General features: G+C 41.7%; 18 protein-coding genes. 10 read left to right on the forward strand and 8 right to left on the reverse strand.

The annotated features are described in order from the left end of the window. Positions 1-25: 25 nt before the first annotated feature. The 6 genes from ACFOSV_RS01680 to leuS all read right to left on the reverse strand — a co-directional run bounded on the left by ACFOSV_RS01680 (position 26) and on the right by leuS (position 7,516). Positions 26-1,189: a dipeptidase gene (locus ACFOSV_RS01680; RefSeq protein ID WP_377902723.1), complete on the reverse strand. Its 1,164-nt coding sequence runs from the start codon at positions 1,187-1,189 to the stop codon at positions 26-28. Positions 1,190-1,733: 544 nt separating this feature from the next. Then, positions 1,734-2,387 (reverse strand): peroxiredoxin, encoded by a 654-nt coding sequence (locus ACFOSV_RS01685; protein WP_377902725.1) that lies wholly within the window; start codon positions 2,385-2,387, stop codon positions 1,734-1,736. 84 nt (positions 2,388-2,471) lie between these two features. After that, positions 2,472-2,921: a c-type cytochrome gene (locus ACFOSV_RS01690; protein ID WP_377902727.1), complete on the reverse strand. Its 450-nt coding sequence runs from the start codon at positions 2,919-2,921 to the stop codon at positions 2,472-2,474. A gap of 3 nt (positions 2,922-2,924) precedes the next feature. Further along, positions 2,925-3,533, reverse strand: a complete 609-nt coding sequence (locus ACFOSV_RS01695; RefSeq protein WP_377902729.1) for a DUF2202 domain-containing protein — start codon at positions 3,531-3,533, stop codon at positions 2,925-2,927. Positions 3,534-3,663: 130 nt separating this feature from the next. Further along, a complete protein-coding gene (locus ACFOSV_RS01700) occupies positions 3,664-4,683 on the reverse strand; it encodes a glycosyltransferase family 4 protein (RefSeq protein ID WP_377902731.1) in 1,020 nt (339 codons plus the stop codon). Positions 4,684-4,741: 58 nt separating this feature from the next. Beyond that, entirely contained in the window at positions 4,742-7,516 is a 2,775-nt protein-coding gene (leuS, locus tag ACFOSV_RS01705) for a leucine--tRNA ligase (protein WP_377902733.1), read from the reverse strand. 164 nt (positions 7,517-7,680) lie between these two features. Between leuS and ACFOSV_RS01710 the strand changes: the two genes are divergently transcribed. The 10 genes from ACFOSV_RS01710 (at position 7,681) to lpxB (ending at position 23,813) form a co-directional block, all read left to right on the forward strand. Continuing rightward, positions 7,681-9,273 carry an amidohydrolase gene (locus ACFOSV_RS01710; protein ID WP_377902735.1) on the forward strand — a complete coding sequence of 531 codons (1,593 nt, stop codon included), beginning with the start codon at positions 7,681-7,683 and terminating at the stop codon, positions 9,271-9,273. A 218-nt stretch (positions 9,274-9,491) separates the two neighbouring features. Beyond that, entirely contained in the window at positions 9,492-10,118 is a 627-nt protein-coding gene (locus tag ACFOSV_RS01715) for a 7-carboxy-7-deazaguanine synthase QueE (RefSeq protein WP_377902737.1), read from the forward strand. Between the two features lie 5 nt (positions 10,119-10,123). Next, complete coding sequence (locus ACFOSV_RS01720; protein ID WP_377902739.1) at positions 10,124-12,046, forward strand: OmpA family protein; 1,923 nt, start codon at positions 10,124-10,126, stop codon at positions 12,044-12,046. 468 nt (positions 12,047-12,514) lie between these two features. Then, on the forward strand, positions 12,515-15,499 hold the full coding sequence (locus tag ACFOSV_RS01725) for a SusC/RagA family TonB-linked outer membrane protein (RefSeq protein ID WP_377902741.1): 2,985 nt from the start codon (positions 12,515-12,517) through the stop codon (positions 15,497-15,499). A 12-nt stretch (positions 15,500-15,511) separates the two neighbouring features. Continuing rightward, positions 15,512-16,945 carry a RagB/SusD family nutrient uptake outer membrane protein gene (locus tag ACFOSV_RS01730; protein ID WP_377902743.1) on the forward strand — a complete coding sequence of 478 codons (1,434 nt, stop codon included), beginning with the start codon at positions 15,512-15,514 and terminating at the stop codon, positions 16,943-16,945. 17 nt (positions 16,946-16,962) lie between these two features. Continuing rightward, positions 16,963-17,784: a hypothetical protein gene (locus ACFOSV_RS01735; RefSeq protein WP_377902745.1), complete on the forward strand. Its 822-nt coding sequence runs from the start codon at positions 16,963-16,965 to the stop codon at positions 17,782-17,784. A gap of 163 nt (positions 17,785-17,947) precedes the next feature. After that, positions 17,948-21,388: a S8 family serine peptidase gene (locus ACFOSV_RS01740; protein WP_377902747.1), complete on the forward strand. Its 3,441-nt coding sequence runs from the start codon at positions 17,948-17,950 to the stop codon at positions 21,386-21,388. Position 21,389: 1 nt separating this feature from the next. Then, on the forward strand, positions 21,390-22,088 hold the full coding sequence (locus tag ACFOSV_RS01745; protein ID WP_377902749.1) for a hypothetical protein: 699 nt from the start codon (positions 21,390-21,392) through the stop codon (positions 22,086-22,088). Positions 22,089-22,202: 114 nt separating this feature from the next. After that, on the forward strand, positions 22,203-22,622 hold the full coding sequence (locus ACFOSV_RS01750) for a 6-pyruvoyl trahydropterin synthase family protein (RefSeq protein ID WP_377902751.1): 420 nt from the start codon (positions 22,203-22,205) through the stop codon (positions 22,620-22,622). A gap of 75 nt (positions 22,623-22,697) precedes the next feature. Further along, positions 22,698-23,813 (forward strand): lipid-A-disaccharide synthase, encoded by a 1,116-nt coding sequence (gene lpxB / locus ACFOSV_RS01755; protein ID WP_377902753.1) that lies wholly within the window; start codon positions 22,698-22,700, stop codon positions 23,811-23,813. Between the two features lie 28 nt (positions 23,814-23,841). On the opposite strand, the gene clpX is transcribed toward lpxB, so the two are convergent. Continuing rightward, entirely contained in the window at positions 23,842-25,065 is a 1,224-nt protein-coding gene (gene clpX / locus ACFOSV_RS01760) for an ATP-dependent Clp protease ATP-binding subunit ClpX (RefSeq protein WP_377902755.1), read from the reverse strand. A 3-nt stretch (positions 25,066-25,068) separates the two neighbouring features. After that, complete coding sequence (locus tag ACFOSV_RS01765; protein ID WP_377902757.1) at positions 25,069-25,740, reverse strand: ClpP family protease; 672 nt, start codon at positions 25,738-25,740, stop codon at positions 25,069-25,071. Positions 25,741-25,796: the final 56 nt, after the last annotated feature.

Raw genomic sequence — 25,796 nt, forward strand, 5'->3', positions numbered from 1 at the left:
CTTTTTAGTCATGCTCGATTTCATATTAGCGAAGATTTTGGAGCATAAAGCGTTTCACATTATCTCCCATCACTGCACGGATTTCTTGTTCCGAAAAATCAGCTTTCAAGAGACCTTCTACAATGATTGGAAGTCCGGTGATGTCAAAGGGTACAGCCACCGAACCATCATAGTCTGATCCGAGTGCCACATATTCTATTCCCACCAGATCTCTCACATGCTTGATGGAGGCAATAATATTTGGGATTTCCGGTTCGCCCACTGCCATATCAAAAAAGGCAATCCCGATTATACCTCCATTGGCGGCGATTTTTTTGATTTGTGTATCGTCCAAATTTCGTTGAGAGTCTAGTACGGCCCTCACTCCTGTATGAGAAACCATAACGGGCTCCGTGCTTAAGTCTAATACGTCATCCACAATGGCTGGAGAACAATGCGCTAAGTCCACAAAAATGCCGAGCTCGTTCATTTTCTGTACTACCTCTTTTCCAAATTCAGTCAAGCCAGCCATATTCTGTCCGTGTGCAGATCCACCCAATTCATTGTCAAAAAAATGAGTGAGGCCTATCATTCTTACCCCGGCTTCATAAACCTGATCGAGATTTCCGAGATTGCCTTCTAATGCATGGGCACCTTCGATGCCTAGCATAGCGCCGGTAACTTTGAGGTCGTTTTTTCGGGCACTAAGCAATTGCTCTAAGTCCTCCTTTGATTTGATGAAAATAGCACGATCCTCTTCTTTGGATACAAAATTGGCTAGATCTTGAGATTGCGAAAGCGTACGATTAATGAGGCTAAACCAATTTGCAATGGATTCGCCTTTTGCGATGGTCAGCGGAGTAATATTATCAAAAGTATCGGCGCTGTTGCTCTGCATATTTTGTCCAGAGGGTGATTTGGAAACGATGGTAAACATCTGCATCGCAACATTTGCTTCTCGCATTCGGGGGAAGTCAACATGCCCACGAGTTCCACGATTAGTCAAATCTCTGCCCCAGAGCAATGCATCGCAATGTAAATCAGCGATAAAATCTAATTGATCATAGAGTGCTTTGGCTTCAGCAGATACTTCGTAAGGCGGTGGAATTTTCACAGGGTTTCTCGCCTCTTCAATCATCGGGGGAACGGTAAAAGTGGCCAGTACATAGATTCCTAGCAAAATCGCAACACCAACAAAAAGTTTCTTCATCTTCTTTTTTATTTGAAGATAAGGAAAAATAAAACTCAACTGGGTTACTCTAATAAATGGTATCCCTTGCAGTAAGAAGGTGGATTTTTTTTGAGCGATGTTTGGTGGTTTGGAGTTAAAAAATTATGTTTAATCAAATTTAGCGATAGGAATACCAGTTAAAATATTGCTTTTGCCAAATTTTATATGGTTTTGATTGATTAAAAATAAACCCAATAAAGAGGGCTTCGATTTCGAAGCCCTCTTTTTTTTGATCCTATTTCACTTGTATTATATCAAGTATCAAAAAACTGGTTTGAAAAATAACTATGATTTGATCTTTTTTTGTAAAATTTCAAAAATCCGGTTTGAAATCAATTAGATATAAGACAAAACACTTGATTCTGTGTATATGCCGTTTTTTGGAATAATTCAGATGATTATTTGCCGAAAGTAAGATTTGCCGCTTGGAGGAAATTCGTTTTTAAACTCCTTTCGTTGCTGACAAAAACAGAATAATTTTAGAATTTTCCCCTAAGTCATGAAATACAATCGATTGTTTTATTTACCCAATATCTTTTTTTGCTAGGTAAAAGTCCACCATCTCGTAGTCGCTAGCCTCTCTCTCTAGCATTTCGGCAACGGTTTTTGGTGGAGGAACAATGACTTTTTCCCCTGGCTTCCAATTAAGCGGCATTGCCACCTTATACTTATCCGCAGTCTGCAAGGCAATCAGGGCTCGTTTGATTTCATCCATGTTCCTGCCCACATTGAGCGGATAGTACATCATTAGTCGGATTTTCCCGATCGGGTCTATAAAGAAGACAGCGCGAACAGCAGCAGTTTCACTTTCTCCTGGCTGTAGCATTCCGTATAGTTTCGAAACACTCATATCGATATCAGCAATGATGGGGAATTCAAATAGAACTCCAGTGTTTTTCTTGACATTATTAACCCAAGCAATATGTGCATGAATAGAGTCTATACTGAGGCCTATAAGTTTGGTGCCATGTTCGTCGAAGAATTTTTGATCGAGGGCAAAGCCACTCATCTCTGTGGTACAAACAGGTGTGAAGTCCGCAGGGTGCGAAAAGAGAATGGTCCAGCTTCCTTTGATGTATTCTGAAAATTTAATTTTACCGGTAGTGGTCATGGCTTCAAAATCAGGAGCCAAATCTCCTATTCTCGGCATGGTTGTAGTTTGATTTAATGTTTCCATATATTTTATTGTTTTGATTATTCGATAGAACGAATCTAACAGTCCCAATTCTTCTATCGCGTGACATTCGTCACCTTAGCGTATTTAGTTTATTTTCCCTCCTTCTTTTTTTTGATGCCAAAGAGGGTTTTCCAGTTCCTGCTCATAGATATACCTCACGATTTTTTTTGCCTCCTCTTCTGTAATCTGGGGTTTTGGCATTAGTCCAAATCGCTTGATTGGTCCTTTCATAAGCGCTTTTTCTTCATTGGGATTAAGTATGAAAGTCATCATAGCCTTTTCAAATTCTGTCTGTTCGGGATAGGCTTCTAGATAATGCTTTTTCATCCCCCAAAGTGGAGGCGCTGGTATTTCGTCATGAGACTTAGATTTGGGGTTGTGACAGGTGTAACAATGCTTTTGTAGAAGCAGCAGCCCTTCCTCAACTTGGTCTACTTGTATCAAGTCAAGTTTTTGGGATTCTTCTTCTGATGGGACAAAGTTCCAAGCGCCAAAGTGAATGAAAGCAAGGCTTAATGTTAAAATGATTCGCATAGGTTATTTGGGGTTGCAGCCAGTTTTTGGCGAATTAATAATTGATTCAAATTCCGAGTCACTAATAAACTCTGGGGCATAGGTGATTCCCGCGGCAATAGCCTGTTCATGAAAAGACCTTAAGTGGTTCATGGATCCACATTTTAGATTTTCATACATAGAAGCAATGTTTTGCTGATCCGTCTCGGATATGGCAATTTCAAGATCATTGATGTCCAAATCTTCAATGAGTAAACCAACCAATATTGACTCGTTTAAAGAGGCATCCACTCGACTTATGAGTTCAGAATAAAGATTGCTCAATGTAAGATTGGTGAATTCACCCTGAATCGTACTCCCATTTAGGGGATCTGCTAATTGGAAGGATTCCATGACTTTCAATACTGATAAGACATGTTTACTTTCACTATTTGCAATGTTTTGAAAAATGGGCACATCATATTTTTCAAAACTATAGGCATAAACATCATGAGCTAGCTTCTCTTCCTCCCTCATGAATAGCAGAGTTTGAACTTCACTTTCAGTCAAAATCAAGTCTTGTGAAGGATTTTCTACTTCTTGGCAAGATGAAATAGTTGCCAACAGTAACATGACAAAGATTAGACGTTTCATAAAGTTTTATTTTTAGAAATGTCGGTAAGATTTATTCTACTAGCAGTGATAATAATCACCTACCACTTGGTGAAATTCGAGATGAAAAAATGGTAATTCGAAAAAAATTAGAATGGGTTTAATCTGATTCTTATGACATTAAAGTGTCAATAAGCGCCTTTTGTCTTTTTGCAAAGGTGAAGTTTTGTCTAATTCTTTCTGAAGCTTCTCTTCTAAGCCTAGATAGATCGCTTGTTTTTGATAAGAGAATATTGACGTCTTCGGGACTTTTTGTCAAAAGAATAAATCCTGATTTTCCTATAATCTCCGGAATCGCTCCAACCGCTGATCCGATGGGAATACAACCGCAAGCCATCGCTTCACCCAATGCATTTGGAAAACCTTCTGATGTCGATAGCTGAAGGTAAAACTGATGGGAATTGTAGAGTTCCAGAAGTTCAGCAGGCCTCATCTTCCCCAATACTTTGATGTTTTGGTTCGGAGAAAAATAATTAGTGTCCCCCACTAAGGTAAATGTCCAATCTGGGTGATTAGCCGCCAAATGCTCGATCAAATCATAGCCTTTTACTCGGGCACGAGCAGGAATGGACGTTCCAGTAGCGACCGAGATAAAACTCAGTTGCTTACGCTCTCTGCTCAAATCACTCCAGAAATCAGTATCAAAGCCGTTTGGGATTACCTGAATAGGAGTAGTGAGATCAGGGATGAGATTGAGTAATCCTTGTTTGGGTGAAATCTTCGGATCGAATTGATAGTCCTGCTTGACCAAAGCCTCCGCCACAGGAAGGATTAAGTTGCAATTTTTGAAGGAATAAACAGTTGCTTTTCGGAGCCATTTTTTCCTGAAGTTACCATAATTGATTTCTGGCATATTCATGCAGTCCATTCCACCGGCTTGGATGATGCATCTTTTTCCAAAAATCTTTCCAAACCATACAGGCAAAACTGAATGATACCCCCCAAAAAAGCATAGGTATTGAGTGGTTTTTGGTAAATACCAAAGCAGTTGAAAAAACTGTAGCAAAAAGTAGAAGGGGAGCTTGATCGGACTCTGGGTAAATTCTAGAGTTTTGATCTCCATTTTTGGAGAGATCATCTGCACATCACGATCAATAAAAGCAGTTCTGACGGGGAAAGTATAGATGATCATACTTGGAGTAAAAATAAAGGGGAAATTAGTGATTTCCCCTCAGTTTTTTTCGACTCGCTTAAACTACCAAATTCACAATCTTTCCTGGCACTACGATGACTTTCTTGGGGCTTTTACCTTCTAGCCATTTTTGAACAGTTTCATCCTTGAGGGCTGCTTTTTCGATTTCAGTCCTATCCATGTCAAGGGGAAGGCTGAGTTTTGCTCGAAGCTTTCCATTGATCATCACGGGATATTCGAAGCTACTTTCCACCAAGAATTCCTCCTTAAAGTCCGGGAAAGTTGCTTTTGTGATCGATTGGGCGTGACCCAATAGTGACCAAAGCTCCTCTGCTATGTGAGGTGCATAAGGAGATACCAAGACTGCCAAGGGCTCCAAAATCTGTCTCTTGTTGCACTTCAACGCCGTAAGCTCATTCACACAGATCATAAAGCTGGAAACTGATGTGTTGAAAGAGTGATTGGTCATATCCTCTTCCATCTTTTTGATGGTTTTGTGGAGTGCCTTCAGTTCAGCTTTGCTCGGTGCTTCCTCTGAAACCTTGAATTCACCTGAGGGGGAATGGTAAAGATTCCAAAGCTTTCTCAAAAACTTAAATACCCCATCGATTCCATTGGTGTTCCATGGTTTGAACTGCTCCAAAGGCCCCAAGAACATTTCGTACGAACGAAGCGTGTCAGCTCCATAGCGCTCAATGATATCATCAGGATTTACCACATTGTACTTGGACTTGGACATTTTTTCTACTTCGGCTCCGCAGATGTATTTGCCATCTTCCAAGATAAATTCGGCGTCAGCTAAGTCAGGTCTCCAGGCTTTGAATTTCTCGAGATTCAGTTGATCGTTGTACACGATATTCACGTCCACATGCATGGCTGAGGTGTCATACTGATCCTTCAGTCCATGACTCACGAACTTGTTTTCTCCTTTGATTCGGTACACAAAGTTAGATCGACCTTGGATCATTCCTTGGTTGATCATTTTTTGGAAAGGCTCATCAATCGGGACTAGACCCAAGTCGAAAAGGAATTTGGTCCAGAATCTTGAATACAGCAAATGGCCGGTAGCATGCTCCGATCCACCTATATATAAATCTACCGCTCCCCAATACTCAGCTTTTGCTTTGTCCACAAAATTCTCCTCATTTTTTGGATCCATATAGCGGAAGAAATACCAGCTAGACCCTGCCCAGCCAGGCATTGTACTCATTTCCAAAGGAAACTCTCCTTCAGCAGTTTTGTAAGTCCAGTCCTTGGCACGACCAAGTGGAGGAGCTCCATCTTCCGTGGGGAGGTACTTGTCCACCTCCGGTAAAACCAAAGGCAAATCTTTTTCATCAATGAGGTAGGGAAGACCATCTTTGAAATAAACCGGTAGCGGTTCGCCCCAATAACGCTGTCGGGTAAAAATTGCATCCCGCATTCGGTACTGGATTTTGCCCTTCCCGATATTTTTTTCTTCCAAAAACTCAATGGCTTTTGTCATGGCTTCCTTCATGGGAAGATTAGAAATAAAGCCTGAATTGATGATGGTACCGCCTTTTCCAGGGAATGAACCATTTTCCATGGAGCCTTCAATCACCTGACGAATTTCCAAACCAAAATGCTTAGCAAAATTGTAATCTCGCTCATCATGTGCAGGTACGGCCATTACGGCTCCCGTTCCATATCCAGCGAGCACGTAGTCCGCCACCCAAATCTGGATTTCTTCTCCATTAAAAGGATTAATGGCATAGGAACCAGTAAATGCTCCAGAGATGGTTTTGACATCACTCATTCGTTCTCGTTCGGAACGATTTTTAGCCACTTCAATATAGGCTTCGGCTGTTTCACGTTGGTCTTCTGTGATGAGGCTGGCTGCGAGCTCACTTTCCGGTGCCAGAGCCAAATAGGTTACGCCATAAATGGTGTCTACGCGTGTTGTGAAGACCTTGATGGTTTCTTCAGAATCTTTCACCTGGAAAATCACTTCTGCACCGATGGATTTCCCAATCCAGTTTCGCTGCATTTCCTTGATTGGTTCTGACCAATCTACTTTATCCAGGCCTTGCAAAAGTCTATCGGCATAGGCAGTGATCCGCATGGACCATTGCATCATTTTTTTGCGTTCAACAGGATGACCTCCCCGCTCAGAGAAGCCGTCCTTCACTTCATCATTGGAAAGCACTGTTCCTAGTGCTGCACACCAGTTTACTGTAGTTTCTGCCAAAAAGGTGAGGCGGTATTTGAGCAGCATCTCCTGCTTTTCTTTTTCAGAAAAAGCCTTCCAATCCAAATGCGAAAAAGTGGGCGTATCCTCATCGCAAACAGCATTCACCTGCTCATTGCCATGCTCTTCAAATCTCGCGAGGAGTGAATCTATACCCAGCGCTTTGTCCGCATCTAGATCATAGTAGCTGTTGAAAAGTTGCATGAAAATCCATTGAGTCCAGCGATAATAATCCGGATTTGAGGTCCTGATTTCTTTAGACCAATCAAATGCGAAGCCGATATTTTTAAGCTGCTCAGTGTATCGAGCAATGTTTTGTTCGGTGGTAATGGCAGGGTGCTGTCCAGTTTGGATGGCGTATTGCTCCGCAGGAAGTCCAAAACTATCATAGCCCATTGGGTGCAGGACATTGAAGCCCTTTAGCCTTTTATATCGAGCGATGATGTCAGAAGCGATATATCCTAGCGGGTGTCCAACATGAAGACCCGCACCCGATGGGTAAGGAAACATATCCAAGGTATAAAACTTGGGTTTTTCAGGATTTACTTCGGCAAGGTAAGTTTGGTTTTGTTTCCAATATTCCTGCCACTTTGTTTCGATTTCCCTGAAATTATATTCCGCCATTTTGATTCTTTTTTTTAGCTAAACGCCTGCAAAAATAGAAAAATCGACTGGCTTTGGTAGTCAAAAGAGTAAATCCTCATAGAGTAAGATTTCCAATCAGCAATTTTATTTCCCAGAGCCGAGGCTTTTTACTATTTTCCAACTCAATTCAACCACCCATACCGATGAAACTAATAAAACACCTTTCTCTTGCGGCGATTTGGACAGCCGGCCTAGCTTTTCAATCCCAAGCTCAGAAATATTCAGAAAATCAAATCGAGTCTCTCAAAACTGAAGTCGCAGAAATTGTAGAAGCCAATCACAAAATGAGCCAAGTGATGGTGGATAAGATTTTTAGCTTTGCCGAGCTTGGCTTTCAGGAGGTCGAATCTTCCAAGTACCTCACAGGTATTCTAGAAGAGAATGGGTTTGAAATCCAAACAGGAATTTCTGGTATACCCACGGCCTGGTGGGCCACTTGGAGTAATGGAGATGGCCCTGTGATCGCCTTGGGTTCTGATGTTGATAATATTCCGAAGGCTTCCCAGTATCCAGGTGTGGCTTATCACAGACCCATAGTAGAAGGAGCGCCTGGTCACGGGGAGGGCCATAATGCAGGTATTCCTTTGAATATTACTGCTGCACTTGCGGTGAAGCAAATTATGGAACGCGAGAACATTGGAGGAACGCTGATTCTTTGGCCAGGAATTGCAGAAGAGTTAGTCGCAGCGAAAGCTTGGTATACTAGAGATGGACTTTTCGACGAGGTAGATCTATGTATTTTCACGCATGTATCCAGTAATATGGGAGTAAGCTATGGTCAGTCTTCGGGTACAGGATTGATTTCTGTGGAATACACCTTCACAGGAGAAGCGGCACATGGAGCTGGCGCACCTTGGCGCGGAAGATCGGCAGCAGATGCCGTGGAGTTGATGAATATTGGTTGGAATTACAAAAGAGAGCATTTGCATCCGCTGAAGCGATCGCACTCCGTAATCACCGATGGGGGAGATCAGCCCAACGTAGTGCCCTCTAAAGCTTCCATCTGGTATTATTTCAGAGATGTGAAATATGATGGCATCATGGAGATGTATGAACAAGCTACAAATATTGCCAAGGGCGCGGCCCTAATGACCGAAACAGAAATGGATTATAAGGTTCTCGGTACTGCATGGCCTCGACACTTTAATAAAGTGATTGCAGAAACCATGTTTGCAAATATCCAAACCGTAGGATTACCCGAGTGGGATGAAAAAGACCAGACCTTGGCCAAGGCGGTCCAAAAGGAGATGGGCAGCAAGGAGGAAGGAATGCCTACAGAACTCAATGAGCTTGGGCTACCTGTAGAAGAGCCGAGAAGTGGAGGTTCCGATGATATAGGTGATGTTTCTTGGGTGGTGCCGACAGTGACATTGAGATTTCCTTCCAATATTCCTGGCTTGCCCGGGCATCACTGGGCAAACGCCATTGCAATGGCAACACCTATTGCACATAAAGGTGTGACTGCAGGGGCCAAAGCTGAAGCCATGACCATTTTGGATTTACTTTTGAAGCCTGAGCTTGTGGACCAAGCATGGGATTACTTCAATAATGTGCAGACGAAGGAAGAAACCTACAAGCCCATGATCACGGCAGAGGATGCTCCTCCGATTTATCTCAATGGGGATATAATGAAGCAATTCCGTCCTGAACTTGAGAAGTTTTACTATGATGAGACGAAATTCGATACTTACCTGGAGCAATTAGGAGTTACCTATCCGACTTTGAAAAAGGAGTAAGAGGCTACATTTTTAGAAGTAGGTTATAGTAAATTATTTTGAACTCCAATCTTATATTCTCGAAAAGAAGCTTTTGGGAAAGAAGGATTGGAGTTTAATTTTTTAACATTGAGCCTATTCACGAAAATCAAAATTCGAATTGTCTATCTGCGCTTTCGAGTTACCTTTGCATCTCTAATTCACCAGCGGTCGAATCACCCGCTTTACCAAAAATTCAAATGACCACGCGAGAACTAGTAGCCAAGGGCCTACAGCTTCCTTTAATGGAAGCTTTTTACACCATCCAAGGAGAAGGAAAATTTACCGGACATCCAGCATATTTTATCCGATTAGGAGGCTGCGATGTTGGTTGTGTTTGGTGTGATGTGAAGGAAAGTTGGGAAGCAGGAAAATGGCCAGTTGTTGATATCGAGCAGATCGTAGAGGAAGCGTGTAGCTATCCAGGGAGACTTGTTGTTATCACCGGAGGTGAGCCTCTGATGTATGACTTAGGGCCTTTGACCAAGCTTTTGAAAGAGAAAGGTTTCACCACAAATATTGAGACATCTGGAGCACATCCTTATTCAGGAGATTTTGATTGGGTTTGCTTTTCTCCGAAGAAGTTTAAAAAGCCGCACCCTTCAATTTATGCTAAGGCCGATGAGCTAAAGGTGGTCGTTTTTCACAAAAGTGATTTTGATTTTGCGGAGGAGCATGCCACCTTGGTAAATGGATCTTGTGAACTTAGGCTACAACCCGAATGGAGTAAAGCAGATAAATTTACACCAGAAATCATCGAATACGTTAAAAATAGGCCTGTTTGGAAAATATCCCTACAAACCCATAAATTTATGGACATCCCCTGAAGTCCATGCGTCTAATTCTTATAGGAATATTGCTTTTTGCTAGCCTCTGCGCCGTGAATGCGCAGACCTATTCCATTATAGATTCTAAGGCGATCAAGTTATTTGAAAAAGGGGAAGAGCTTACACTCTCTCGGAGATATACCGAAGCGATCGAGAGTTATCAATCTGCCATAGAGCGCGAGGGTTCATTTTTAGAGGCATATGTAAAAATGTCTCAGCTCTACATCACACTGGGAGATTTGGAAAATGCAGAACGAGTGGCTTTGGCAGGAGAAAAAAGACTTGCAGGTAAAAATGCCAAACTTAAGAATACTGCTGAATACGCTTGGCTATTTTCCAACCTCTATTTGAAGCAGGGGAAGTTTGAGGAAGCGTACAAAAGATTTTCAGAGTCAGATGCTCTTTTTGATGACTCTTTCAAAAATTCAGTTTACTATCGAGATATGCGTGCGCAGATGGATTTTCTCGCCACTCAGATTGGGAATTCTATGTCTATAGAAAAAGAAAAACTGCCAGACCCTCTTAATTCCTTTAGACTTCAATATTTTCCTGTTTTGACTGCAGATGGAGAGCAGATTCTGTTTACCAAGCGGGATGGTACGGGGAATTTTGACAAGGAAGATATCTTTGTGGCCTACTCTGATGGTAATGACCATTGGACGAACCCGGTAAGTATTGCGTCTAATATCAATTCCCAGTACAACGAGGGTACCTGCTCCGTGACCGCGGATGGTAATATTTTGATCTATACCTCATGCGATGCCCCCGATTCTGAGGGAAGCTGTGATTTGTATATTGCATACAAGGTGAACGGGAATTGGCAGCGGCCAAAAAACATGGGTAAATCCGTCAATTCTAGGTCATGGGATTCCCAGCCCTCTCTTTCTGCTGATGGACGAATCCTTTTCTTTTCATCCAATAGAAAAGGAGGCTTTGGCGGGAATGACATTTGGTATAGCGTGAGGATGAATGACGGATCTTGGGCTGAAGCCAAAAATCTAGGAAATACGGTTAATACTGCGAAGGACGAGATTTCACCTTTCATGTTTTTTAATAATGAAATTTTGTTTTTCGCATCCAATGGCCATCAGGGCTTCGGTGGTATGGACATTTTCCTGTCTCGAGTTAAAGAGGGAGACTTCCAAGTACCCGAGAACCTGGGGTTACCCATTAATGATCAGCTCGATCAAGTTGCTCTATTTATTACTGCACAGAAGGATTACGCATATTTTACAGAACTAACAGAAGACGGAGGAGAAAATGACCGTTCGCTGCTCTACCGATTTAGGTTTCCTGAGGAAATATATTTGGGCGAAAACCTGACTGTTACCGAAGGCCAGGTCTTCAACTCGAGGACAGGCGAACCTATAGACGCCACATTATCTCTGGTTTCCTTGACTAATGACAGCACCCTCTATCAATTCAAGGCGGATGGAAAAACCGGTGATTTTACCATGCTTTATCCAGATCGGGCTTTTTCTGGATTGTATGTTGAGAAAAAAGGATTCTTACCAAAGATTTATAACGTAGAGCGAGATAAGCTTCAAAATGTAAAAGACCTCAAAATTGATCTCACCCCAGTAGCATCTGGAGAGCAATTTGTCTTCGAAAACGTCTTTTTTGATTTTGATAAATACGAGCTCAAAGAGGAATCCATGTCTTCACTCAAGAGGCTTTTGAAATTCTTGGAGGAGAATCCTAATGTAAATATCGAAATTCAAGGACATACCGACAATGTAGGGCAGAAGGAATATAATAAGGTTCTTAGTTTGAATAGGGCGAAGAGTGTACAAAATTACCTTGTGGATAAAGGTATGCACCCGGCGCGTGTGGTGGTGATAGGGAAAGGTGATAGCGAGCCTATGGTGAAAAATGATAGCCCCAAAAACCAAGCATTAAATCGAAGGATTACTATAAAAATATTATAAAGTAGTTGCCAAATCGAATTAAGAGGATTGAATTAGTTTTGTATAATCATAAGAACCTGCATTACCCGTTCATCAATTTTTTTATTGAAATAAGTCCAAATAAAAAATTGCTTTTTTTCTAAAAACCAGAATTAGAATTTGCAAAAATTCTTGGCGAGAAATAAAAGATTAAGAACCGTCTTAAATCTTATTAATTCTATTGTTTTTGGGTCAAAAATCAAAAAAAATCGTCTTCGATGATTTTTTTTGATAAAATTATTTTTTGTTAACACTGTGATAATACTAGATTTTTTCTGAATTAATCAATAAAATGATGCTTTGGCAAAATTTTATTCCGAATTAACATATTTTGGCTTGTTTTGGTGAATTTCTTTTAAAAGACTATTTCACCTTTTGTCGGTTTACCTTTTGTGATATTCCAATTTTAGAGATATCATTGGAATCAAATTAAACCAAATTTTAACCAATATGAGGAAAATTTTACTTCTAGGACTCACATTGTTTTTGGCTAGTGCAGTAGCATTTGCTCAAAATCGTGTGATTACTGGTACAGTTATCTCTACAGAGGATAACCTCGGTGTACCAGGTGCAACGGTTCTCGTAAAAGGTACGACTGTTGGTACTGCCACTGATTTAGATGGTAAGTATTCAATTAGCGTTCCTGCAGGGAGCAATGTCTTGGTCTTTAGCTTTGTCGGCTTAAGTACCCAAGAGGTGACAATTGGCAACAGGACTACAATTGACGTGTCCATGGAGCCAGATGTTCAATCTTTATCTGAATTCGTAATCACTTCTTACGGAGATCAGTCGAAAAGAGAAATCACTGGTGCTATTGCATCGGTAAAAGGCGAGGTATTTGAAAACCTGCCAGTTCAATCTTTCGACCGTGCGATGCAAGGCCGAATTGCTGGTGTTCAAGTAACTTCAACTTCTGGTCAGCCAGGAGGAACTTTGAACGTACGTATTAGAGGTGTTGGCTCGATCAACGCTGGTAACGATCCACTCTACATTGTAGATGGTGTTCAAATTAGTAGTGGTGGACTTTCAGGTCAAGGAACACAAAATGCACTTGGATCTATCAACCCAAATGACATTGAGTCTATTGAGGTATTGAAAGATGCTGCTGCAGCCGCTATTTATGGTGCTCAAGCTGCAAATGGTGTGGTTTTGATTACTACTAAAAGAGGTAGCAAAGGAAAGACTAACGTGACTCTTACTGTTCAGGAAGGTATCGTTCAGCCTTTGAATCTTTATGAAGTAATGGATGCTCGCCAGTTGGCAGGTATCAAGCGTGATGCCTATATCAATGCAGGCCTTAATCCAGCAAATGCTGCGGCTACTTATGGTGATCCTGAGAATCCAAATCTAGAAACTAATGATTGGGTAGATGCTCTTTACAGAGACGGTCGTCTAAGCGTTTACGACTTGGCAGTTTCTGGTGGTGATGACAAAACTTCTTTCTATCTCTCTGGATCTTATACTAAGCAGGAAGGACAAATTGAAATGTCTGATTATTCAAGAGCTACTGGCCGATTGAACATTACCCACAGACCAAGCAAGAAATTTACCATTTCAGCTAACCTTTCTCTTGCCTTCCAAAATACCAATGGTTCTATTGCCAACGGTAACTTTGTAAACTCGCCATTCCAGGCTGGTTACACAGCTAGACCAAACGTTCCAATTTACAATGAGGATGGTAGCTTTGCTCGTTACCCTTCCAATCACCTATTTGGATATAACATTGTTCAGGGTGTATTTGAAGAGCTAAGAAGTGGAAAGACTGTTCAAACTGTATCTAACCTACAGGCGAACTATCAAATCACTCCTTGGTTGAGCTTTACTTCGTATTTCGGTTTGGATTTTTCGGATAATGCCGATATCAACAACAGACCATCTACGATTCCTGTATTCTCTTCTTACGGAGGTGCATCTACATTCACTGCTAGAAGAACTAACAACTTTAACACAAACCACAACTTCAATTTCAATAAGAAATTTAATGATGTGCACACTGTAACAGGTGTACTTGGGTTTGAGTATAAGGCGGAGCAAGCAGATTCTCAAAACGCAACAGGACGAGGTTTCCCAAATCCAACTTTGATCTATCTTAACAATGCGGCGACTCCATTCGCTATTGGCTCTTTCTTTACAGAATTTAAGAGAGCGGGTGTATTTGGTAACGTGAAATACGATTACGATGATAGATATACCGCTGATATTACTATCAGAAGAGACGGACACTCTAGATTCGGTGAGGAGAACAAATGGGGTACTTTCTACGCAGCATCTGCTGGTTGGAGATTATCTTCTGAGGCATTCCTTCAGGATGTAACTTGGTTGGATAACTTAAGAGTTAGAGCTTCTTACGGTGTGACTGGTAACTCAAACATTGCAAACTTTGCTTCTAGATCATTGGTAGGTTCTGCCGGTCAGTATCTTGGAGGAGGTGCTTTGACCTTGTCTCAGCTTGGAAACGACTTATTGACTTGGGAAGAGTCTGAGACCATTAACCTTGGTGTGGATGCGACTTTCTTCAATGGTCGAATCATCACAACAGTAGATTTCTGGAGAAAAGATTCTAAATCACTTCTTTTCAACACTCCACTACCTACTGACTCAGGATTTGGATCAATCACTAGAAACACAGGTAAAGTAAGAAATCAAGGTATCGACCTTGATATTCAGACTGTGAACATCGTTTCAGGTAAATTCCAGTGGAGTACTGCCTTCAATATCACTTTCTTGGAGAACGAACTTCTTGAGCTTTATGATGGTTTGGACAGAATTGGTAACAACCTTATCGTAGGTCGTCCAATTGATTTCTGGTATACTAACGAATTCCTAGGTATAAACCCTGCCAATGGTAAGGCGATGTATGATGACGGTACTGGTACTGGAGGATATACTTACATCACTGGACAAAATACTTTGGATTACAGAGGTAGCGGATTGCCTTCAAGCTATGGTGGCCTTGCTAACACCTTTACTTATGGACCACTTTCTTTGGAAGTATTCTTCCAAGGTCAATTTGGAAACATTGCGGGTAACCAAGATATCTTCAATCTTCAGAACTGGGGATCAGGTACTGGTAACCTTGACGTAAGCCAATTGAATTACTGGAAGCAGCCTGGTGACATCACCACAGTTGGTAAGCCATTCGAAGGTGGTCAAGAGGCTGGAACTTCGAACATCAATACGTTCTCTACAAGATTATTGAGCGACGGTGGATATGTGAGATTGAAGCAAGTTACTTTGAGCTATTCTTTACCTGCTGCTGCAGCTAGCAGAATTGGAATGAGCGGTGCAAACTTCTTTGTACAAGGATTAAATTTGGCAACATTTACCAAATTCAATGGAATTGATCCTGAGGTAGTTGGAGTTGCTGGAAATACTACTTTCGCTAGATATCCAAACGCAAGACAATTCTCAGCCGGTCTTACTCTTAACTTCTAATTAGAAATAGGAATGAAAAATTATATAAAAATATTCGCTCTAGGCTCTGCCCTTGCTCTAGGCTCTTGCGACGACCTTCTGGACACAGAGCCAAGGCAAAGCTTGACACCTGAAACAGCATTTGCGGATGTAGAGGGTTACGAATCCTTGGTTTTCGCAGCATATGGTGCGGTAAGAGGATTTAACAATTACGGACAGCAATTGATGATTGCTCCAGATATTATGGCTGATAATCTAAGAATTATTGCTAATACTGGACGATATATTGGTCAAGAAGCAAACGCCGATCGTGCCCATATGGGACTTTGGGGAACTGGTCATTACGGTGCAATCAACGAAGCTAATATTATTTTGGCTGGTATTGACGATGTAGAAGGAGATGATAACTTGAGAAATCAAGTTAAAGGCGAGGCTTATTTCTTGCGCGCCATGCTTTACTTTGACCTTGCTAAAATCTACGGATATGAGCCAGGTAAAGAAGTAAATGGCTGGGACAGAACAGTTGTGCTTCGTACGACTCCAACGTTAGGATTCTCTGAGGCGGACTTCCGCGAAAGAGTTACCAACAGAGAATTGTATGATCAGATCGAGTCTGATCTTAATACAGCTATCGGCTTGTTGCCAACAGCTTCTCTAGGAACTGCAGGTGTTTACAGAGCATCAAAAGGTTCTGCTGAGGCTTTGCTAGCCAGAGTGTACTTGTATGATTCTAAGTATGCAGAGGCTGCTTCAATGGCTTCTCAAGCTATGGCTACTTATGGCCTAGGTAACGATGGTACTGGTCTTATGGACGAAACTAATTACGTTGCAGGGTTTGCTACTTATCCCAACCCAGAGTCTCTTTTTGAGATTGAGATCAGATCAGTTGATTGGTCTACAGTGGATGGTGTAAACAACTCAATGTGTACTTTAACAGCTAATGTGTTTAATTCAGCGCAGTTTATAGTAACTGCTTCTGATGAATTACTAGCGAGCTATGAAGAGGGTGACGTTCGTAGAGATACTTGGACCGAGACTACTCGTTCTGGTGCAAGTGGTACAGTTTACAGATCAAACAAGTGGTTGGGAACTAAAGGAGATTTCCTTGAGAACCTTCCAATCATTAGAGCAGCTGAGATGTATTTGATTAGAGCTGAAGCTCGATTCAGAACTGGAGATGCTACTGGTGCTATTGCTGATATCAATGCATTAAGAAGTAAAAGAGGTCTTGATCCTGTGGCGGGTCTTGCAGGCGATGCTCTTTTTGAGCAAATCATGAACGAAAGAAGAGTAGAATTTGCTCTTGAAGGACACAGATGGTTTGACTTGAAGAGAAATGCTATGGATATTTCCAAGCATGGCAGCTTCGAGTCTGTACCATATACAGACTACAGAATCTTGGCTCCTCTTCCACAAGATCAATTGTTATTGAACGATCTATTAGAGGACAATCCAGGTTATAACTAAAATTAAATAGAATAAAAATGAAAAAGTTATATACCCTATTTGCAGTAGCATTAGCCGCAGTGGCAATGACTTCCTGCTTTGATGATCCAGGGACAGAAACGTTCTTTTCTGGTAACCAGGTTGAGTTTGCTGACGCAAAACTTCCAAATGGTTTGACTGAAACATATGTAAGAGCAACCACTACACAGACTGATATCGCAGAAATTGGACTTAACAGAGTCTCAACAAATGCGAGTGGTGCGATAACCGTGAATATCGAGGTTGATGCATCTTCCACAGCTGTAGAAGGAGTTCATTACTCGCTTTCTGGTAACTCTGCCACCATTGCTGCTGGTGAGTTTGTTGGTTCATTTCCTGTGACAGTACTTACAGGAAATATTGATCCAAGTGAATCTCCTGCACTAGTGTTGAATATCTCAAGTGCTACTGGTGCTGATATTGCTAGCAACTACGGTTCTATCACCTTGAATATACGAGTAGTATGTCCATCGGATATTTCTGAAGCTACTGATACTTGGGCTGGGACTACGGTAAGTAGATTCGGAACTGATGTGGCTGAGGTAACGGTGACTCCGCTTGGAGCAGGTCAGTATGTTATCTCCGATGTTTCTACAGGTCTTTATGCAAGATTCGGTTTCAGTACTACTCAAGAGGCGATTTACGCTGATAATTGTAACGCAATTACTTTTGTAGCAAGTCGTCAAACTCAGTTTGCCATTAGTGCTCCAGTTGTGGAACCTACTGTAGGAAGCTGGGATGAGGCTACTCAGACCTTGACTGTATATTGGAATGATCCAAACAATGGAATTAATGCAACCACTACGTTGGTGAAAAATTAATTTTGTTAAGAATGAATAAAAGGAGGGTTTCGGCCCTCCTTTTTTTATTTCAAATTTTTATTTCAAGAAACCTGAAACTATTTTTACAGGAATAAAATCTGATTGAAAAATCTAGTAAACATCCTTCCTCAATCACCGTTTTACTAGAAGAACGAATATGCTTATGAGACTATTATTTACCCTTTGCTGTTTGATTTTGAGTTCGGGGGCATTTGCCCAGAATACTCTTTCAAAAGAGCAGCAATTGAAAGAAGCAAGAAAATTAACCGAACAAAAACTTAGGGTGAATTTATCTCAGTTCACCTACGCTCCAAAAAGCATCGACGAATCTAAATTCAGTTTTTTGAATGCTGATGGAGGCATGATGGGTGAGGATGGTATTGTTTCACGAATCCAATTTTTAGACGAAACCGGATGGCCAGTCATTAATTTCACAAACAGTAATGTAGATGCAGCAATTACTACTGGCGCAATTCAATTACAACCAGGGGGAGATTTAGGTCTGGACCTTACAGGTAAGGGACTTACTGTTGGTATTTTTGATCAGACTCGTCCAAAAGTAGACCATGTAGAATATGGTGGGCGATTGACACAAGTTGATGGGTCTACAGAAACCCTAAGTACACACTCTACTCACGTGTCAGGGACAATCATGGGGCAAGGTGTTAATGCGGCGGCCAAGGGTATGGCGAATGAAGCTACAGCATGGTCCTTCAATTGGGATAATGATGCCAATAAGATGACCTCAAATGCATACGACCCAGAAACTAAACCCAATGGAATGTTGCTTTCAAATCATTCGTATTCGATAGGAATGGGTTGGGAAGGCTCCAATTGGCTAGGAAACCCAAGCATCAGCACAGAAGAGGACTGGAGATTTGGATTTTATTCTACGCTTAGTGCAGCGATGGATCAGGTGATGTTTTCTAAACCTTATTATTTACCTGTCTTTGCTGCAGGGAATGATCGTTCCGACCGAGGTGATGGAACTAGGCCGCCAGACGGACCATCAGATATTTTGGCGTGGAGAGCAGTATCTAAAAATGGATTAACAATTGGAGCAGTAGAAAAAGTCTTGGATTATCAGAACCCACAATCTGTGGTGATGAGTTCTTTTTCTTCTTGGGGGCCTACAGATGACGGTCGAATCAAACCCGATTTGGTAGCAATGGGCGTAAATGTTTTTAGTGCCTCTATCAATTCAAATGGAGGTGATTCTTATGCTAGCCAAAGCGGTACTTCCATGGCTGCACCTAATGTGACAGGCTCCTTGTTTCTTTTGCAGCAATTGTATTCAGAGAGAAACGCAGGACGATTCATGTTGTCATCCACAGTGAAGGCTTTGGCTATTCATACCACCAAAGAAGCTGGACCTGCGCCGGGGCCTGACTACATGAATGGTTGGGGGTTACTAGATGTAGCTAGTGGTGCCCAGATTATTTTAGATGAAGATGGCTCTTCAAAAATTATCAGAGAAGATATCTTGGGTAATGGTGAGAGCTTTGAATTCGAATTCGTGTCGGATGGAATCACCCCAATAAAAGCAACACTAGTTTGGACTGATCCTGAAGGAGCTCCTGCAGGAACGGGATTGGATCCTACAGATATCATGCTCGTGAATGATCTTGATATGCGAATTTTTGATGAAGACGGCCAGGAGTTCTTCCCATGGACATTGAATCCAGCTCTTGCCGCATCAGCCACAGGAATAAATACTGCGGATAATTTCCGGGACAATGTCGAGAAGATAGAAATCAACTCGCCAAAGGCGCAGAAATACAGAGTGGTAATTTCACATAAAGGCGACTTGGAATTTGGCTTACAGCAATATGCGTTGGTATTCACAGCTGGTACCATAGATGGCGCCGACGAAACACTTTATTGGATCGGGGAAGATGGAGGAAGCTGGAATAGCCCGGCTAACTGGTCAACCACAGCGAATGGATCCAGTGCAAATAGAATTCCAGGAAGTGGGACTAGAGTGGTGTTTGAAGGTGCTTCTGGAGGAAGTCAAGAAGTTTTGTTTACGGAATCAGCAGAGGCATTCAGTGTCAACTTCTTTGGTAACCAATTGGTGAAATTTAATCTTCAAAACAACGAAATCGTAGTGACCAATGGGTTTAGAGTGAGCAATCAAATTACTGAAATTCAAAATGGCGCACTTGTATTCGAGGGTTCTGGGAATAATGAGCTTCTTGTGGAGCTAGGGCTTGCGACTTTCTCTGATGTTGATCTGAAGTTTGAATCTGGAAACTGGAAAGTGATCTCGGCAAATGTATTAGACAATGTAGCGATAGACAATGCGGTGTTGAACCTTGGCATAGGTGCCGTTTCACTATCAAGCTTGACTATGAGTGCGAATGCCAAGTTAAGCGGGAATGTGACATCAATTGATTTTTCAGATCAAATAGATATCCAAGCAGGTGCTGAGTTGAAAGAAGGTCTCTCTTTGGTCTTTGATGGATCTACGGGTACTTTCAAAAATGAGGCTGCCATTTCTTTCGAGATGCTTGAGGTAACTTCTGGTCAGCTGGATCTGAGTACGGGTGGATTTATGGATTTGAATATTAGTGAGGGGCAAGTGAGAATGCAGATTCCAACTCTATCCGTACGGGACTTCAACTTAGGCCCGAACGCCCTCTTGAACCTAGGTAATGCTGGAAATTTTGAAGCGACCGGAGAACTATCATCCAATGCCACCTCAGGAAATAGAGCGCGAATAGTGTCTCCTGTGACGGGAACTTTCACTTATCCCAACTACAGAAAGTATTGCTTTGACTTCCTCGATGTTAATTCTGTAAATCTGGTAGGTGAAGGTATTATTAATCTGGGTACGGATGCCGAGGTAACCGATGCTACTGGCTGGCTTCAGGAAAACTGTGAGGATGTACTTTTCGCTAACTTTGCATTCCAATACAATTGCGTGGGTGCGGCGCTAACTTTCGAGAATCTGAGTGAAGGAGCGATCGCCGAATACGAGTGGGATTTTGATGGACTTGGTACTTCTACATTGGAAGAGCCTTTCTTCGTCTTTGATCAGGCTGGTGTTTATACCGTTTCACTCAAGGTTTCCAATGCGGATGGGTTTACCATGTTTGAGCAAGAAATCACAGTGACTGGTAATGATATCGTGAAGCCAAATGTCGTCGCCAATGGCAATGTACTAACATCGCAGCAGCCCGGTTCATCCTATCAATGGTATGCCAATGGACAGGTGATTCCCGGCGCAACTTCCAGATCATTTGAAGTAAGTGGTGATGGATCCTATCAAGTAGCGATTTTCGATGGAGCATGTAATCGGGTTTCTGATCCTGTTGTGATTTCAGCTATTGAGGAGGACGAGCCTGAATTAAGTAGATTTGGGGTTTTCATCGGACCAATTCCTAGTGATGATGTTTTGAATATCAACATTGCTAATGACTATACAGGGCCAATTCAATTCCAGCTCGTCGATCTTTCAGGTCGTGTTTTGATCCAAGAAGATAAATCAAAAATATCTCAGGAAATGGAAGTCAAAATGAACCTTCCTAGTCGATCTGGACTATATATATTGAGAATAAACACCTACAGTTTAACATTACACAAAAAAGTTATAAAACAGTAAAATGAAAAAAGTATTAATAGTGATTGGTTTGTTGTTTACACAGGCCTCTTTTGCTCAAATTTCTAATATAGACATGAATGGAGCACCTGCGAGGCTTTCTGGCTATGATGGGGTAGAAGGTTCTCCATATCTTTTCGATGATTGGGCACGGGCAGATGTTGCTACGACCAATGCAGGGTTGAAGGAAAATGTGGCATACAAGTTCAATATTTTCGAGAATGAATTTGAGGTTATCAATGAGGCAGGAAATAAGATTTTCTTGAACAAGAATTATGTAGAATACATGCTGTTAGAAAGACCTTCGATTGTGATTGCAAATAGCACAGATGGTTTACTGACCAAGTTACTTTTCAAAAAAGGGTTTGATCAAATCAAAGGCGTGAAGGAGGATGATTTTGTAAATGTGTTAGCTGAGGGAGAAAAATATACTCTGGTGCGCCAATACACTACAGATCTTGTTACTCCACCAAAAAATAGCTATGCACCAACTCCTGGTAAAATGTTCGTTTTTGAGGAGAGATTCTATTTGGTTTCCGATGCTAAAGAAGCAAGTACAGTTAGAAATAGAACCAACAATATTATAAAGGCACTCGATGATGCAGATCAAACCATAGCAAAGAAAATTGTGAAGGATAATAAGCTTGACCTGAGTAGAGAGGATCATATGGTGATCTTCTTCCAGAAATTGAATGAGGCTTAATTTGAGCTTTTTCCATTAAAAAGGGCTTTCGATTTTTCGGAAGCCCTTTTGTTTATTTATCACTTTAGGCAAGTATATTTTTTTAGCTAAATTTGCCCAGAATTTGAGAAGGAGATGGTTTACGTTTGTAGAAAAGAACACTTCAATGCCGCCCATAAGCTATGGAATCCGGCATGGTCTGATGAGAGAAATTTCGAAGTTTTTGGACCATGTGCCAATGTAAATTGGCATGGGCATAACTTTGAGTTGATTGTCACTGTAAAAGGGAACCCAGACCCAGAGACCGGCTTTGTAGTGGACCTCAAGCAGCTAAGCACCTTGATTCGTCGTCAAATTATCGATAAAGTTGATCATAAAAACCTCAATCTCGATGTAGATTTTATGTTTGGAAAAATGGCCAGCTGCGAAAATCTGGTGATGGAGTTTTGGAAAATTCTAAAGCCTCAAGTAGACCAGATCGTTCCAGATGGACATTTGTATAAGTTGACTCTGTACGAAACTGAGCGAAATTTTGTGGAGTATTTTGGAGACTGATAGGTAGAATCAAGCTTTTTGATTTGCATTTTTTTCTGAAGCTTTTTCCCCCATATTTGTCTCTACTAGTGAACCTTGGCTTCTAAAAAAATCTATATCATCTGTGGCGAGCGCTCGGGAGATCTGCACGCATCTAATCTTGTGGAGGAAACTCTTCGTCAGGATAGCTCAATTCATTTCAGGGGAATGGGCGGAGCGTATTCTTCCAAAGCAGGAGTAGAGCTTGCGGTTGATTATTCTGAAGTGGCACTCATGGGTTTTGTGGAGGTGGTGCTCGGATTTAGGAAAGTCCTCAAGTATCTCAATCTGATCAAAAAGGACATACTTTCTTTCCAGCCAGATTTGATCGTATTGGTCGATTATGGTGGCTTCAATATGAAAATCGCTGAGTTTGCCTCTGCTAAGAATATTCCGGTACATTATTACATACCTCCGAAAGTCTGGGCTTGGAATCAAAAACGCGCATTGAAACTCAAAGCGTTTACTGATCAAGTTTATTCCATTCTTCCTTTTGAGCAGGAATTTTTCAAAAAATATGGTATGGATGTGGCCTATGTGGGCAATCCGCTCTTGGATGAGGTGAAGAAATTTAAGCCACATGAATTTTTCTTTCAGAAAAATGAATTGAGCTTCAAGCCCATTGTGGCACTTTTACCAGGAAGTCGAAAACAAGAAGTGACTGCCATGCTTTCGAAAATGATCGAAGTGGCTCAAAGCTTCGATCAGATGCAATTTGTCGTGGCAGGGGTTGAGTCTCTAGATGCTCAGGTCTATGAGAGCGCAATTAAAGCCGGTATTAAGGTTGTTTTTGATCAGACATACGATCTTCTTCATCATGCCATTGCTGCTGTGGTGACGTCTGGGACGGCCACCTTAGAGACAGCCTTGTTTCGTGTGCCGCAAGTGGTGGTTTATCGAACCAGCACGATTTCCTATCAAATCGCAAAGCGTCTGGTGCAGATTGAGTTTATTTCTTTAGTAAATCTAATTGCGCAGCGAGAAGTCGTAAAAGAGCTGATCCAAGATGATTTCTCAATTGAAAAAATCAAGCAAGAGCTCCAAGCTTTACTTACCAATCAGGTGTACAAAGGATTGATGCTTCAAGGCTACGACGAGATTTTGGAAAAAATAGGTGAGCAAAGTGCATCAGAAACTACAGCGAAAATGCTCTTGGAAGCATTAAAAAAATAGCCCTCGATCGATGACCGAGGGCTAGTTGTTAGGCTACTTGAAGCCGTTTGAATTTTGATTTATTGAATTTCTCCTCAGCATATTTTGCGTCGATGACTAGCTCCTTCACTGTATCATCCGAAGGGATCTCAAACATGGCATCCGTGATGATCGCTTCACAAATCGATCTTAGACCTCTAGCTCCAAGATTAAAAGCTACCGCTTGATCTACGATAAAATCTATTCCGCTTTCCTCGAATTTCAATTCCACGTTTTCCATCGCTAACAGGCGCGCATATTGCTTGACCAAGGCATTCTTTGGTTCGGTCAAAATGAGCTTCAAAGTATCTTTGCTGAGCGGATCTAGGTAGGTCAAAACTGGAAGTCGACCGATCAATTCAGGAATCAAGCCAAAGGCCTTCAAATCTTGTGCAGTGACATATTGAAGAAGATTCTCGCGATCTGCTAATGCAGCTCCACCACCCTTATTGAAGCCCATTGGCTGGGTATTCAAGCGCTTGCCGATATGCCTTGCAATCCCATCGAATGCGCCTCCGCAAATGAAGAGTATATTCTCAGTATTGACGGCGATCATTTTTTGGTCAGGGTGCTTTCTACCTCCTTGAGGGGGTACGTTGACAATAGTACCTTCCAAGAGTTTGAGCATTGCCTGCTGCACACCTTCTCCACTCACATCTCGAGTTATGGATGGGTTATCAGACTTTCGTGCAATCTTATCCAGTTCATCGATATAGACAATTCCTCTTTCGGCCGCTTCAACGTCATAATCTGCCGCTTGAAGCAATCGAGTTAAGATACTTTCTACATCTTCTCCTACATAACCGGCCTCAGTAAGTACCGTGGCATCAGCAATACAGAAGGGAACCTCAAGCGTTTTAGCCAAGGTTTTGGCCAAATAGGTCTTGCCTGTTCCAGTATCGCCCACCATGATGATATTCGATTTTTCAATCTTCACATCATCCTTCTGATCTTTTTGCTGAAGACGCTTATAGTGGTTATACACGGCTACAGCTAGGACTTTCTTGGCCTCATCTTGTCCGATGACGTATTCTCCAAGGAATTCCGTGATCTCTTTGGGCTTCTTGAGCTGAAATTTCGACTTTTTTGTGCCTTTTTTGGTTTTTTCTTCCTCTCCCAAAATGGTATGGGCCTGCTCAATGCAATGATTGCAAATATGAGCCGAGATGCCGGAAACCATCAGGTCAACGTCTTTTTTATTTCTACCGCAAAAGGAACAAGTAACTGGTGCCATGAATTATACTTTTTTGATTAAGACCTCATCAATAAGGCCATATGCTTTGGCCTCAGGTGCCTTAAGCCAGTAATCTCTATCTGAGTCTCTTTCGATTTCCTCGAAAGTTTTACCTGTGTGATTTGCCAAAATTTGATAAAGCTCCTGTCTCATCGAGAGGATGAGCTTTAAGGAAATTTCCATATCCGATGACTGCCCCTGCATTCCTCCAGATGGCTGGTGAATCATCACTCTAGAATGTTGAAGTGCAGATCGCTTGTCCTTGGCCCCTCCAGCGAGTAATACTGCCCCCATGGATGCGGCGATGCCAGTACAGATAGTGGCTACGTCTGGGCCAATGTACTGCATTGTATCATAGATACCCAAGCCTGCAGTCACAGAACCTCCAGGACTATTGATGTAAAGGAGCACATCCTTTTTCGCGTCCACTGACTCAAGGAAAAGCAATTGTGCAACGATGATGTTGGCAATGTGGTCATCTACTCCTGTGCCTAAGAAAATGATACGATCCATGATCAATCTAGAAAAGACATCAATCTCTCTAAAGTTCTGTGGTCGCTCTTCGATAACTGATCGAGTCATGTTCTCGATATGCTGCGTATACTGATCAAATGCCGTACCGCTGACGCCCTGATTGTGGATGGCGTATTTTCTAAATTCTTCCTTATTGATCATCTGATTTTTTGTTGTGGTTAGCAAAAATAAAAAAAGCCCTTAAATAAGGACTTTTT

The organism is Algoriphagus namhaensis (assembly GCF_042649705.1).
Lineage (GTDB): Bacteria > Bacteroidota > Bacteroidia > Cytophagales > Cyclobacteriaceae > Algoriphagus > Algoriphagus namhaensis.

Bases quoted from the DNA above. Each gene is read 5' to 3' on its own strand.
- ACFOSV_RS01735 (WP_377902745.1), top strand. From the start codon at position 16,963: ATGAAAAAGTTATATACCCTATTTGCAGTAGCATTAGCCGCAGTGGCA.
- ACFOSV_RS01730 (WP_377902743.1), top strand. From the start codon at position 15,512: ATGAAAAATTATATAAAAATATTCGCTCTAGGCTCTGCCCTTGCTCTA.
- leuS (WP_377902733.1), bottom strand. From the start codon at position 7,516: ATGGCGGAATATAATTTCAGGGAAATCGAAACAAAGTGGCAGGAATAT.
- ACFOSV_RS01725 (WP_377902741.1), top strand. From the start codon at position 12,515: ATGAGGAAAATTTTACTTCTAGGACTCACATTGTTTTTGGCTAGTGCA.
- ACFOSV_RS01685 (WP_377902725.1), bottom strand. From the start codon at position 2,387: ATGGAAACATTAAATCAAACTACAACCATGCCGAGAATAGGAGATTTG.
- ACFOSV_RS01690 (WP_377902727.1), bottom strand. From the start codon at position 2,921: ATGCGAATCATTTTAACATTAAGCCTTGCTTTCATTCACTTTGGCGCT.
- ACFOSV_RS01740 (WP_377902747.1), top strand. From the start codon at position 17,948: ATGAGACTATTATTTACCCTTTGCTGTTTGATTTTGAGTTCGGGGGCA.
- ACFOSV_RS01700 (WP_377902731.1), bottom strand. From the start codon at position 4,683: ATGATCATCTATACTTTCCCCGTCAGAACTGCTTTTATTGATCGTGAT.
- clpX (WP_377902755.1), bottom strand. From the start codon at position 25,065: ATGGCACCAGTTACTTGTTCCTTTTGCGGTAGAAATAAAAAAGACGTT.
- ACFOSV_RS01695 (WP_377902729.1), bottom strand. From the start codon at position 3,533: ATGAAACGTCTAATCTTTGTCATGTTACTGTTGGCAACTATTTCATCT.
- ACFOSV_RS01745 (WP_377902749.1), top strand. From the start codon at position 21,390: ATGAAAAAAGTATTAATAGTGATTGGTTTGTTGTTTACACAGGCCTCT.
- ACFOSV_RS01680 (WP_377902723.1), bottom strand. From the start codon at position 1,189: ATGAAGAAACTTTTTGTTGGTGTTGCGATTTTGCTAGGAATCTATGTA.
- ACFOSV_RS01715 (WP_377902737.1), top strand. From the start codon at position 9,492: ATGACCACGCGAGAACTAGTAGCCAAGGGCCTACAGCTTCCTTTAATG.
- ACFOSV_RS01710 (WP_377902735.1), top strand. From the start codon at position 7,681: ATGAAACTAATAAAACACCTTTCTCTTGCGGCGATTTGGACAGCCGGC.
- ACFOSV_RS01720 (WP_377902739.1), top strand. From the start codon at position 10,124: ATGCGTCTAATTCTTATAGGAATATTGCTTTTTGCTAGCCTCTGCGCC.
- ACFOSV_RS01765 (WP_377902757.1), bottom strand. From the start codon at position 25,740: ATGATCAATAAGGAAGAATTTAGAAAATACGCCATCCACAATCAGGGC.
- ACFOSV_RS01750 (WP_377902751.1), top strand. From the start codon at position 22,203: ATGGTTTACGTTTGTAGAAAAGAACACTTCAATGCCGCCCATAAGCTA.